At 57.9% G+C, this 11,733-nt stretch carries 11 protein-coding genes; 6 read left to right on the top strand and 5 right to left on the bottom strand.

Translation table 11 applies throughout. The features are described from left to right. Nucleotides 1-71 precede the first annotated feature (71 nt). From ribA to EKD05_RS19690, 3 genes are all read right to left on the bottom strand, one after another. Nucleotides 72-674, bottom strand: a complete 603-nt coding sequence (ribA, locus tag EKD05_RS19700) for a GTP cyclohydrolase II (protein ID WP_129676306.1) — start codon at nt 672-674, stop codon at nt 72-74. 132 nt (nt 675-806) lie between these two features. Next, nucleotides 807-2,027, bottom strand: coding sequence for an MFS transporter (locus tag EKD05_RS19695; protein ID WP_129676303.1), 1,221 nt, complete (start codon nt 2,025-2,027; stop codon nt 807-809). Next, on the bottom strand, nt 2,024-2,917 hold the full coding sequence (locus EKD05_RS19690) for a 1-acyl-sn-glycerol-3-phosphate acyltransferase (protein WP_129676301.1): 894 nt from the start codon (nt 2,915-2,917) through the stop codon (nt 2,024-2,026). The genes EKD05_RS19695 and EKD05_RS19690 overlap by 4 nt, the downstream gene beginning before the upstream one ends. Before the next feature lie 255 nt (nt 2,918-3,172). Between EKD05_RS19690 and EKD05_RS26845 the strand changes: the two genes are divergently transcribed. Then, the gene (locus EKD05_RS26845; protein ID WP_240695866.1) at nt 3,173-3,382 is read left to right on the top strand and encodes a DUF3883 domain-containing protein; all 210 of its coding nucleotides are present in this window, start codon (nt 3,173-3,175) and stop codon (nt 3,380-3,382) included. 187 nt (nt 3,383-3,569) lie between these two features. Further along, nucleotides 3,570-4,076: a CIA30 family protein gene (locus tag EKD05_RS19680; protein ID WP_129676298.1), complete on the top strand. Its 507-nt coding sequence runs from the start codon at nt 3,570-3,572 to the stop codon at nt 4,074-4,076. A gap of 75 nt (nt 4,077-4,151) precedes the next feature. Here the strand turns inward: EKD05_RS19680 and EKD05_RS19675 are convergent, their stop codons facing one another. Further along, a complete protein-coding gene (locus EKD05_RS19675; protein WP_129676295.1) occupies nt 4,152-4,613 on the bottom strand; it encodes a hypothetical protein in 462 nt (153 codons plus the stop codon). Between the two features lie 367 nt (nt 4,614-4,980). Here EKD05_RS19675 and EKD05_RS19670 point away from each other — a divergent pair, with 367 nt between their 5' ends. The 3 genes from EKD05_RS19670 (at nt 4,981) to EKD05_RS19660 (ending at nt 9,182) form a co-directional block, all read left to right on the top strand. Next, entirely contained in the window at nt 4,981-6,240 is a 1,260-nt protein-coding gene (locus EKD05_RS19670) for a lycopene cyclase family protein (protein WP_129676292.1), read from the top strand. A 463-nt stretch (nt 6,241-6,703) separates the two neighbouring features. After that, nucleotides 6,704-7,951 carry a transcription termination factor Rho gene (gene rho, locus EKD05_RS19665; protein ID WP_129676289.1) on the top strand — a complete coding sequence of 416 codons (1,248 nt, stop codon included), beginning with the start codon at nt 6,704-6,706 and terminating at the stop codon, nt 7,949-7,951. Between the two features lie 28 nt (nt 7,952-7,979). After that, a complete protein-coding gene (locus EKD05_RS19660; RefSeq protein WP_129676286.1) occupies nt 7,980-9,182 on the top strand; it encodes a lycopene cyclase family protein in 1,203 nt (400 codons plus the stop codon). Between the two features lie 315 nt (nt 9,183-9,497). Here the strand turns inward: EKD05_RS19660 and EKD05_RS19655 are convergent, their stop codons facing one another. Then, the gene (locus EKD05_RS19655) at nt 9,498-10,979 is read right to left on the bottom strand and encodes a ComEC/Rec2 family competence protein (RefSeq protein WP_129676283.1); all 1,482 of its coding nucleotides are present in this window, start codon (nt 10,977-10,979) and stop codon (nt 9,498-9,500) included. Nucleotides 10,980-11,190: 211 nt separating this feature from the next. On the opposite strand from EKD05_RS19655, the gene EKD05_RS19650 reads away from it, so the two are divergent. Further along, nucleotides 11,191-11,697: a hypothetical protein gene (locus tag EKD05_RS19650; RefSeq protein ID WP_129676280.1), complete on the top strand. Its 507-nt coding sequence runs from the start codon at nt 11,191-11,193 to the stop codon at nt 11,695-11,697. Nucleotides 11,698-11,733 lie beyond the last annotated feature (36 nt).

The raw sequence follows: 11,733 nt of genomic DNA, 5'->3' as shown, positions 1-11,733 counted from the left end.
ACCTTAGATCGTAGCTTGATGAGTGTGGGGCGGCACACTCTGAAGCCCAGGTGCTTTAGCCCTGGGAGCCGTCACATCAAATGCCCCATGCGTTCGCGTTTGGTCTGAAGATAGGGCTGGTTGTGGACATTCGGCGGCACGTGTGCCGCACAACGCTCGACAACAACGATCCCGTGCTGTTGCAGATCCTGGATCTTCAACGGATTATTGGTCATCAGCGCCACCCGCTCCACACCGAGGTCGGCCAGAATGGCGGCGGCCCGACTATACTCGCGCATATCGTCAGGCAACCCCAGGGCCCGATTGGCATCAACTGTATCCAGACCATCGGCATCTTGCAGCGCATACGCACGAATCTTATTCACCAACCCGATGCCACGCCCCTCCTGACGCAGATAGAGTAACACCCCCCGCTGCGCCGCCTGGAGTTCGCTCATGCTCTGCTGCAACTGCTCGCCGCAATCACAACGTTGCGACCCAAATACGTCGCCGGTCAGACACTCAGAGTGCAACCGTACCAGCACCGGTGCGGAACCGGCGAGATCACCGACGACCAGCGCGACATGCTCCAACCCACTATCGTCAACATACACATGCATCTGAAACATGCCATAACGGGTCGGAAGCGTGGCGCTGGCAACAATCTTCACACTAGCTCGCAAACTCTCAAGCATGGGGGGTCCTCATTTCATCTATGGGCTTTCTGACAAAAAACAGCCGTAGTTTGACGCAAAGGCGCGGAGGCGCAAAGGTTTGATGCGCTCAGCTATTTCCTATTTCCTATTTCCTATTTCCTATTTCCTAGTCTAGCCTTTCGAAGCGGCCTGTTCCCTTGAAGACCGCAGCGGGCGCAACGTGGCTGCTGCGACAAGGAACGCCAGGCCGGCCAACCCACTGCCGAGCAGATACGGGGCACCTGGCCCGGCCAGATCAAACGCCAACCCTGCCAGCAGCGGCCCGATGATCAGGGTCAGGCTCAAGAGTGCCTGGGTACCGCCCATCACCGCCCCCTGGCGCTGTTCACCGGCGCGCTGTGAGACCAGCGCGGACAACGAGGGGATGGCCAAACCCAACCCGACCGCCATGATGCCCACCAGCGGATAGAGCAACCAGGCCTGCGGTGCCAGCGCGATCAACAGCAACCCGATGGTCATTAACCCCAACCCTGCCAGCACCAGCGGCGCCTCCCCCCACACCGGCTGAAGTTTACCGATCAGAAAGCCCTGCGTCACGACGGCACACACACCGACAAACGCAAAGAAGATTCCGTTCTGCAGCACGTCCCAGCCGAAGCGTACCGTACTGAACAGCGGAAAGTTGCTCTGCAACCCGGCAAAGGCCAGGTTCAGCAAAAAGATCGCCACCAGCAGCAACCTGATCCGGCGCAGGGTCAGCGCCTCGGCCAGTTGCGCAGTCAAGTTGAGCAAGTGCAACGGCTGATGGCTCCGTCGCTCGGGTGGGAGCGACTCGGGCAAAACGATCAGAGCATAGAGGGTATTGAGGGCCGCAAACGCCGCCGCAGCCAGGGCCGGCACTGCGAGACCGTAGCTACTCAAAAGCCCACCCAGGGCCGGACCCAGCATAAGACCCAACCCGAAAGCAGCCCCGATCAACCCCAACCCACGCGCCCGATCCTCCGGCTTGGTCGTATCGGCAATATAGGCCTGAGCCGTTGGAATACTCGCGCCGGCCATGCCGCCCAGGCCAATCGCCAGAAAGAGCAACCCCAGCGTATCCGACAGCCCGAGCAACAGGTAGGCCACACCCGAGCCAGCGATACAGCCAATCAGCACCGGACGACGCCCGATGCGATCGGAAACGGCCCCAAGCAGAGGGGCCATAAAAAGCTGCATCAGCGCATAGAGCGCACTAAGCAGACCAACCAGCAGCGCACTTGCCGAATATTCACGCACCAGAAACGGCAGCAGCGGCACAATCATGCCGTAGCCCAACATATCGATAAAAACAGAAGCGAACACAATTGCCAGGGGCGAGCCACGCCGAAGACGGGCAAGAACATGCTTCATGCTTGACGCAACCCTTCGATGAGACGGCGCGCCTCGGACTGTACGGCAGCACCAAGGTCGGGAAGCGTCGCTGACAATGGACGCCCAAAGCTAACACGCACATGTACCCGCCTCAGTTGTGGGCGCAACAACTGCCAGATCGCGGCAAGCCAGCGCTGATCCTCGGGACGACGGCGCAAACGAACGATCGGATGCCGCAGCGCTTCAGGGGCAATCACACCACCCACAATCACCGGCACAACCGGAATCTGACCACCCAGACGCGCAAAGAGGCCAACGCTTGCCGACCAGTGGGCTAGATCCGTGATTGCACGTGCATCAATCAGCGGATCAGGCTCAATCCGACCGGCGGGAAAGGTCAGGATCGCCCCACCCTCCCGCATATGCCGCGCCGCTGTGCGCAACACTGCCACCCGCTCGCCCGGTTGCCCACCCACCGGGATCAAGACCGACCTGATGTTTGGCAAGCAGCGCAGGAAGGGCCGGGTAATCGCCGGCACGCGCAGGTCTTCACGCTGAATCCCGGCAAAGAGCGCCATCGCATCAAGCATCCCGGGATGGTTCGCCACCAGCAACAACGGCCCATCAGGCAACGGATCGCCCAGCACCGTGAACCGTTCGGCCCACCGACCAACCATCCAGGCCCCACCAGCCACCAGACCGGCGGAACCCACCAGTTGGTCGAGCGCCGCGACTTCGCAGGCAAAGCGCTGTGCCGTAGGGCGACAGAGGATTTCGAACAGGCCACGCAACGGCCACTCCCGTTGTACTCCAAACGCGGCCAATATATCGGACGTATTGAGATGGGTTAACTCGGCAAGTGAGGCAGGGGGGAACCCTGTCGGCACATTGCTGGGCGCAGAGGCGCGTGCTGATTGACGATTGTCCATTAATGTTTATGGCAAAGGAATAAATTGTATCTTATTTCACTATACCATAGCCTTTTCGCCGGTGAGGGATGTGTATCGTTACACCCGTGCACGCCATCAGTGCGTTGGTGCCGCTTCACTTTGTGAAGTGCGCCGTCGGAAAGAGGAGCTCGTCACCAAGACGCTGATGGACGCCCAGGAGCGCCTGACCAAGGAGATCATCTACTGGAATCAGCCTGTCGTTGAGCTCCAATTTCAGGAAGAGGCAGTGTGGCGATGGCATCGAGTCCCGCGTTCCCTGCCGAGGGCCGGCTGCGCTTCATCGAGGTCAAAGGCCGCATCCACAGTGCCACGAGCGTGATCGTCGCCAAGAACGAGAGCCTGACCGCGCTCAACAAGCCCGACGCCTTTATCCTAGCTTTGGTCGAAGTGCCACCGGCAGAATGCGCCGAAGGGCGACGCTTTCGCGACCGGCATCGCCGATGAACGCGACCGCGATGTCACCGGCGCAGGTTGTGTGGTACGCTACGTACGTCAACTCTTCACCCGCGAACCCGACGTTGGCACCACATCACGTCGTGCGCACCGTCACCGAAAACAGTCGGACGCTGAAGTTGCTGAAGTTTGAACAGGCTGGTTTCGAGGAAGATTAGCACGACAAAGGAAGGCCCAATTGAAATCAACTCCACACCTTCTCAGCGACCTGCAAGATCCGGCGGCACCCGGTCAATGGCGCGGGTTTAGTGATCGCGTCATGGGCGGCCTCTCGCGGGAAGAGGTCACCATTGACACCATCGAAGGACAGCGCTGTCTCCGTTTACGCGGCGAAGTTCGCCTCGAAAACCAGGGCGGCTTTGTACAGATGGCCTTGCCCCTTGACGCAACCGGGCACCCGCTTGATGCACAGGCATATACGGGCATACGTCTGAGCGTGTGGGGCAACGGCGAAACCTACCGGGTTCACCTGCGCACCACTGCCTGCCGTCGGCCACAACAATTCTACTGGGCCGAGTTTCGCGCCCTCGCACAGTGGCACCTGGTCGAACTGCCCTTCACGGCCTTTACCCCCAAATGGCTCGAAACGCCCCTCAACCCCGGTGCCCTCACCCGCCTCGGCATCGTCGCCTACGGGCGTCAGTTTCATGCCGACATCGCCATCGCACGCGTCGCCTTGTGGTAGGTGTGCTTGCCCTCATACCCTTCATCATTTTTGCTGAAAAAGCCAGCAAAGCTGGCTTTTTCAGCAAAAGAAAGCCTACGCTAAGGCACGCTCGAGGGCCGCAGCACGGGCTGGGCTATACGCCCCACTCTCGCGCCAGAAGATTGCGCCCTCGCGGTTAACCAGCAACAGCGTAATTGACGCTGTTGACTTGATCTGCAGCGCCGAACGAACCCGGTTGACGTCGGTATAGACCGTCAGGGTACGATCACGAACCACTGCATTGGCAATCGTGGAAGCCATGCCCCCATCAATAAAGGGGCGGGCAAGGTTATAAAAGTTGCTAATAATCGGCAACTCATAGACACGCAAACCAGGGTAAGTAGCCATTTGCTGATCAAGATAAGGAAACCAGGAATCAACCTGTACCTGATGCCAACGCTGAAAGGCAACCAGCGCCAGGTTGCGCTCGCCGCCAAAACCTGCGGGAAGTGTGAGCGTTCGTCCATTCAGATTACGAGCCTCGACAATGGGAAAGCTTGCATTATTCAAGGTCATTTTTCTCTCTCCCTTCTGTCCCATATCTTTATTGTACCCTGGTTTCACCTGTTCTGTGGAGGGGTTTGACCTGTTCTGTCAGGGCGATTGCATCTTCCGGGTATGCACCCCGCCAAGGCATCCGCAAGGGCACCCCTTGCGGGTGCCCCGTTGTCTCCAATAACGTTACGCCTTCGCGCCTTTGCGCCTTTGCGTCAATTGCACCTTTGCGCCTTTGCGTCAAAAAAACCGTCTTCTTTGCAAGGTATTGCGTCTAAGACGATCACCTGGTCGCTAATCAGCCCTGAGACTCAAGGCATAGAGGGGTGCCTATGTAGTATCATGACCTTGTGGCGATCAGCGCAAAACGTGTGAGGAGCATTGGCATATGACACACTATGACTTCATTATTGCGGGCGGTGGGGCAGCCGGGCTGAGCCTTGCCTACCAGTTGATCAACAGCCCCCTGCGTGACTCCTCGATCCTGGTCATTGACAAAGGCAACAAGCAGCGCAATGACCGTACCTGGGCTTTCTGGACTGACCAACCCACCCCGTTTGAACCGATTGTCTATCGGTCGTGGGAACAGTTGCATCTGGCTGATGATGAACGTGGTCAGGTACTTGATCTGCACAACTATCGCTATCAGATGATCCGCGGTATCGATTTCTATCAGTTTGTTCACGCCGCGTTGCAGGCTTGCCCACATGTGACCTTGCTGCAAGGCCATGTCGAGCAGATCATTGATGGCCCACAGGTTGCGCAGGTCATTGTTGGTGATCAGATCTACACCGGCACATGGGTCTTTGATAGCATTTTCCGCCCGAGCGAACGCCTAGATGACGAGCGTTACCAGTACCTCCAACTCCATTTCAAGGGCTGGGAGATCGAAACGGCTACCGATGTCTTTCGCCCCAACGCCGCGACCTTGATGGACTTTCGCACCCCACAGGCGGGTGAAACGCGCTTCTTCTATGTTCTGCCTTTCTCACCGCGCCGTGCGCTGGTCGAATTCACCGTCTTCTCTGATCAGCGCTTTAGCAATCAGGCGTATGCCGAAGCCTTGCATGAATACCTGGCGCATGTCTTGGACGTCACGGCCTATCAGATTGTCGCTGAAGAACAGGGCGTCATTCCCGCAACCGATCAGCCCTTCCCGCGGCGCATTGGTGAACGCGTGATGACCATTGGGACCAAAGGTGGGCGCGTCAAGCCAACGACCGGGTATGCCTTTGTGCGCATCCAGCAAGATACTGCCGCGCTTATCCAGTCCCTCATCTACTATGGGCATCCCTTTGATGTGCCTGAAGATGCCCGCCGCTATCGCCTCCTCGATACCATTATGCTCGAAATGATGGATCACTATGGTGAAGAACTCAAATCGGTCTTTACTAACATGTTCGAGCATAACCCGATTCAGCGGATCTTGCGTTTCCTGGATGAAGAAGCTACCCCGCTCGAAAATCTTCAACTGATCGCAACCATGCCGCCCTGGCAATTTATTCAGGTCGCGCTTCAATGGCAATTGACTCATAACAAGCACATGCATCCCTTTGCCCGGCTGATTCAACCCCCGCCTGATTCCCATCCCGAACACTATGATGCCGAAGGCGATGGGTGGTTACACAATGCGGTGCGGATGTTTTAAGTAGCGAATCCATTGCTTAAAACATCTGCACCACGCTGCGCAAAAGATACAACGACCCAACAATCCTATTGCGCAATGTGCATACCTATGCTATACTATCCCGAGAAATCAGACTGCCCGATGCTTGTTCTGTCTATGCACCAGCGAAATCCTGGTAAACTGGCAGCCTCGATTGTCCCCCATTGGTTCCCTTTTTCCCTTGGCTCTTTTGTGCAATCAGATAACCTCTGTAGCTGGTTACGTGTATGTGTAGAGCCATACTACGGCTCTTGAGCCCTTGTGTCTCCACTCTGTTCGTTGGGGTCTATCGCCCCTGCGCCTCTGGCGCACCCGCAGGTGACGCGGCGCGCTCTCACGCCACGGTGCCTCTGCGTCTCTTCGTGTATGGTGCGACATCCTCGCCCGATCTTCTTCCCACCAAATCTATGTGATGCATGTGACCAACCCCAAGGAGAGCACGATCGTGAACGTTGGTGAATTAGAGCTGAAAACGCTGCATGATCTGCGCGAAATGGCTCGCAAGCTTGATATTACAGGCTATAGCGGTCTCAAAAAGCAGGATCTTATCTTCAAATTGCTCCAGGCTCAGTCAGAAGAGCAGGGCAATACGTTTAGTGATGGTATTCTTGATGTTGTGTCCGATGGCTTTGGTTTTCTGCGTGGCGAACGGATGCTGCCTGGCGCGGATGATGTCTATGTCTCGCAATCACAGATTCGACGTTTTGGGCTGCGTACCGGTGATCGCATCTGGGGCCAGATTCGCCCTCCTAAAGAGAGCGAGCGCTTCTATTCGCTCCTCCGGGTTGAATTGATCAATGGCGTTGATCCCGAGACAGCGCGCAAACGCCCCCTGTTTGATCAGTTGACTCCGATCTTCCCCAATCAGCAGATTAAGCTTGAAACCGAGCCGAATTTGTTGCATACACGCCTAGTTGACCTGATTGCCCCGATTGGGCGCGGTCAACGTGGTTTGATTGTGTCACCCCCCAAAGCCGGCAAGACGATGCTGCTCAAGGCTATCGCCAATGGCATTTCGACCAATTATGCCGATTGCCATTTGATGGTGCTCCTCATTGGCGAACGCCCCGAAGAGGTGACTGATATGCGTCGCTCGGTTAAGGGCGATGTGATCTCTTCGACGTTTGATGAGCCGGTTGAGGATCATACCAAGGTCGCCGAGATGACCCTCGAGCGAGCAAAACGCCTCGTGGAAGGCGGCCAGGATGTGGTGATTTTGATGGACTCGATTACCCGCCTCGCCCGCGCCTATAACCTCGATATGCCCCCCAGTGGCCGCACCCTCTCTGGCGGCATCGATCCCGTCGCGCTCTATCCGCCCAAACGCTTCTTTGGGGCCGCACGTAATATCGAGGACGGTGGCTCGCTGACGATTATTGCTACCTGCCTGGTTGATACCGGTAGTCGCATGGACGATGTCATCTACGAAGAGTTTAAAGGCACCGGCAATATGGAACTGCACCTCGACCGCAAGCTCGCCGAGAAGCGGATCTTCCCCGCGCTCGATATTCAGCGCTCGAGTACCCGCCGCGAAGAGTTGTTGCTGCCGCCCGATGCTCTCCGCCAGGTCTGGACGCTGCGCCGGATGGTAAGTATGCTCGGTGATAACGAAGGCACTGAGTTGATGCTGACCCGGATGTCCAAGACCAAGACGAATATCGAGTTTCTTGCTACACTAAGTAAAGGCGGATAAGACATGATGCTGAAATGAGGCTTCTTCTGTGCAACGTTTTGACTCTATTATCGCTGGCGGTGGTGCGTCAGGCCTGAGCCTGGCGTATCATCTTGGTAAAGCAGGTCTGCATAATCACCGTATCCTTCTGGTTGATCGCGAAGTCAAGGTTCGCAACGACCGTACCTGGTGCTTTTGGGAGGTGGGCGACGGTGCCTTTGAGCCGGTGGTGTTCCGCAGTTGGGAACATCTCTGGTTTCATAGTGAGACGCATTCGCAGCGTCTCGCGATTGCGCCCTATCGCTATAAGATGATCCAGGGGCTCGATTTTTATCAGTTCCTCGAGCAGTGGCTGCAAACCCAGCCTCAGATTACTCGTCTGCACGGGTCGGTGGATCGCATTGAAGATCAGCCCGATGGGGTGACGGTCTGGGTTGATGGGCAACCCTATCAGGGGAACTGGGCATTCAATAGCATTATGCGCCCGCAACCCCAACTACCCGGTTATACCTACTGGCTTCAGCATTTCAAGGGCTGGGTCATTCGGACGCCTGCGCCGGCTTTTGAGCCAGCAGCGCCAACTTTTATGGATTTCCGTGTCCCGCAAGAGCACGATGTCCGCTTTGTCTATGTGCTGCCCTTTGATCCCTATACGGCCCTGGTTGAGTTTACCTATTTTTCGCCGACGCTGGTGCCGCAAGAGGAGTATGACCGCCAACTTAAACACTATATCAGCGAACGCCTTGGCTTGACCAGTTATGCGATTGAGCATTGCGAATTCGGGGTTATTCCGATGAGTGATGCGCCCTTGGTACGCCGACCTAGCCCCCATGTGCTCAATATTGGCACTGCCGGAGGGCAAACCAAGGCTTCGACTGGGTATACCTTCCAACGCATCCAACGCCAGTCCGCGCGAATTGCCGCGAGTATGGCCTTGACGGGGCAGCCTTTCTACCGCGAACGGGCATGGAATCGCCATGCGGCGATGGATAGTGTCTTGCTCAAGGTGCTTGATACCGGGCGTGAGCGCGGGGCCGATTTCTTTAGCCAGCTCTTTTCGCGGAATAATCCTCGCCATGTGCTCCGTTTCCTCGATGAAGAGACGCTACTGCTCGAAGATGTGATCTTGATGGGTACCGTCAATGTGCCCGCGTTTCTAGCTACAGCGATTGAGCTCCTTGGGATCCGCCTTCGCGATCATTTCATTGAGCCGTTGCGTCGCGGGGACGGCCCCTATCCTGTTCCGGATTAGACGCTCATCTACTTCGCGTGTTAGACATGTTTCGGCATGGGGTATGCTTGCTTGACCGTTTGGAGTGCCGACTTATGGTTTTGCAGGAAATGATCCGCTATCCGCCCGATGCCGTGGGGCTGAAGCCCTCGGCTCGGGGAAGCGAAGCCCGCCTGCGCGGGCGAGACCGGATTCATTTCTGGAAGACCATCAGTCAGCTGAGTGGGAAGCCGACTGAAGTCGGCACTCCAACTGCCCCACGCAAAGGCTCTTTCTGAAACCTTGTCTGTACCCAAAAGGCCAGCACATGCTGGCCTTTTGGGTTGCTAAATCCGCTTAAGGCACGCTGCGTAGGCGCCGCATCCAGCCTGCAAGAATAAGCCCATAGTAGCCGAGCATGATCCAGAGCGGAAAGGGTGGAATCTGGGTCGCCGCCCACGCGGGCATGGCAAGTACCCGCGCGCCTTCGGTCAACCACGCGACCGGGAGCCACGCGAGCGGGCCAAGGAGTTGCCCCAGCGGGAGCCAGAGCAATCCGGCGAGCAGGGCCAGGGTGCACGCGGCCATCGCATACGGGACGATCGGCACCAGCAGAATGTTGGCGAGCGGGGCAACGAGGCTCAGGTTGCCAAATTGGTAGAGGATCAAGGGTAAGGTCAGTACCTGTGCCGCCATCGTGGCCGTGAAGGCTTCACTGAGCGGGGCAAAGACTGCCCACGTAAACGGACGGTGACGGGCGAGACGTTGCTCAATGGGTCGGGCAAACGCAAACAGACTCGCCGTCGCCAGCGCCGAGAGTTGAAAGCCAACATCCCAGAGGGCATGCGGGTCGGCGATGGTAAGCAGACCACACCCGCCAGCGAGCAGGTGCCACGGTTCGCGCTCACGATCCGCCGCTCGCCCAATTGCTGCCAGGCTTGCCATGACTGCGGCTCGTAAGACCGCCGCAGAGGCCCCGGTAAAAAAGGCGTAGATCCACATGACGCTCAGGGCGAGACCAAGCGCAGATCCACGTCCCATGCGTAGCCGTGTGGCGACTCCCGCAAGCAACGTGGCAACAATCGTGAAGTTCCAGCCCGAGACGACGAGAATGTGGCTGGTGCCCGTCACCGAAAAGGTGGTGTAGGTCTCGTCTGGGATGCTTGATTGAATGCCTAGCAGAATGCCGACCCCGATGGCCGCCTGTGGTTCAGGGAGCATGCGGATCATCAACTGGCGGCAGTGCTCGCGAAATTGCAGGAGCATGCGGAGTGGGGGTACCCCTACGTCACCCTCGAGCACGGTAAGCTTCGCTGGCTGGTTGAGGATCGCAAAGATGCCTCGGTGCGCCAGATAAGCGCGGTAATCGAAGCTTCCTGGGCGTTCGGCAAGCCGCGGTTGTTGCAAGGCTCCAGTGACGAACAGACGCTGCCCATAGTGGTAAGCAGGATACGGTGCCACCGTAAGTTGCACTAGGCCCTCCGCCCGACGAGCCTCGTTTCCTACGCGGACTGCCTCTATCTGCAAGACAAGCCGTTGCCCATCATCGCTGCGCCGTGGATCAGCGGCAACCCAGCCAATCATGGTCTGCTCGCCACGGCCAATCAGCATCGCAACATGATCCGCCCCAGGGGGAGGGATCGCCGTCTGATAGCGAAGCCCGCCCAGGCTCCCCACCAGGGCCAGCAGGGCTATCAGGCGTAAGTTCGGCTGCCGATGAAACAGACCCACACCGACCAACGCCCCCCCCGCAATGCTCCACATCAACACCAGCGATGGGGTTAGCATATCAGCAACAACAATGCCTAACAACCAGGCTATCACAAGGCGGATCAGCATAACACCTCTTTCTACCTCCCGAGTGATCTACCGCTCGTAGGGGCAAAAAGATACGTCATACCTGCGCCCACGGGCACCCAGACCGCGCCGGGACGGCCTGTCAACCGGATTTATCCGCTGGATGCCCGCCTCGGCAAGCATCCAGCGGAACGAAACAGCGTAGGATCACGTCTTACTCTATGAAGGAAAGCATAGGAAAGAGAGGACTGCTATGCGTTTATTTGGTCTGATAATGAGCGCCCTGTTTGTACTCACCGCATGTGGCAGCGTCGATACCGGTGCAGTCCCGGGCGTGCCAACCATAGTTGAGCGTCAGCCAGCCACCGCCACGCCCATCCCCGAGGCCGCACCCGTCCCCGAGGCAACGCTTCCACCGCAGCCACAAGCAACCCCGGTGCCGGTGCCGCCAACGGCCCTGCCTGTCACGGGCGAAGCGCCAGCCGAGTTGCTTGAACGCTTGCTGGCCGATGTGATCGCACGGACAGGTGCCGAGCGCGAGGCGATTGTCGTGATCCGCGACGAGGCTGTCGTCTGGTCGGATGGCTCACTGGGGTGCCCCGAGCCGGGCATGATGTATACCCAGGCGCTCGTTGAGGGTTACCATGTTGTTTTTGATGTGGCCGGTGTCTTCTACGATTACCGCGTCGATAGCCGAGATGCCTTCCGGCTTTGTGAAAACCCGACCGGCGAACTACCAACCGTTGCACCTACGCGGTAGGGGCACGGCGGCGGCGTGCCCCCACGGCGCCGCCCA

The organism is Candidatus Chloroploca sp. Khr17, from assembly GCF_004138165.1.
Taxonomy (GTDB): domain Bacteria; phylum Chloroflexota; class Chloroflexia; order Chloroflexales; family Chloroflexaceae; genus Chloroploca.
The sequence above is the reverse complement of the archived record's forward strand: the minus strand, read 5'-3'. Positions and strand labels throughout refer to the sequence as shown.

What these genes read in the sequence shown, in the direction of transcription:
- ribA (WP_129676306.1), bottom strand. Translation starts at nt 674, where the DNA reads ATGCTTGAGAGTTTGCGAGCTAGTGTGAAGATTGTTGCCAGCGCCACG.
- EKD05_RS19650 (WP_129676280.1), top strand. Translation starts at nt 11,191, where the DNA reads ATGCGTTTATTTGGTCTGATAATGAGCGCCCTGTTTGTACTCACCGCA.
- EKD05_RS26845 (WP_240695866.1), top strand. Translation starts at nt 3,173, where the DNA reads ATGGCATCGAGTCCCGCGTTCCCTGCCGAGGGCCGGCTGCGCTTCATC.
- EKD05_RS19695 (WP_129676303.1), bottom strand. Translation starts at nt 2,027, where the DNA reads ATGAAGCATGTTCTTGCCCGTCTTCGGCGTGGCTCGCCCCTGGCAATT.
- EKD05_RS19675 (WP_129676295.1), bottom strand. Translation starts at nt 4,613, where the DNA reads ATGACCTTGAATAATGCAAGCTTTCCCATTGTCGAGGCTCGTAATCTG.
- EKD05_RS19670 (WP_129676292.1), top strand. Translation starts at nt 4,981, where the DNA reads ATGACACACTATGACTTCATTATTGCGGGCGGTGGGGCAGCCGGGCTG.
- EKD05_RS19690 (WP_129676301.1), bottom strand. Translation starts at nt 2,917, where the DNA reads ATGGACAATCGTCAATCAGCACGCGCCTCTGCGCCCAGCAATGTGCCG.
- EKD05_RS19655 (WP_129676283.1), bottom strand. Translation starts at nt 10,979, where the DNA reads ATGCTGATCCGCCTTGTGATAGCCTGGTTGTTAGGCATTGTTGTTGCT.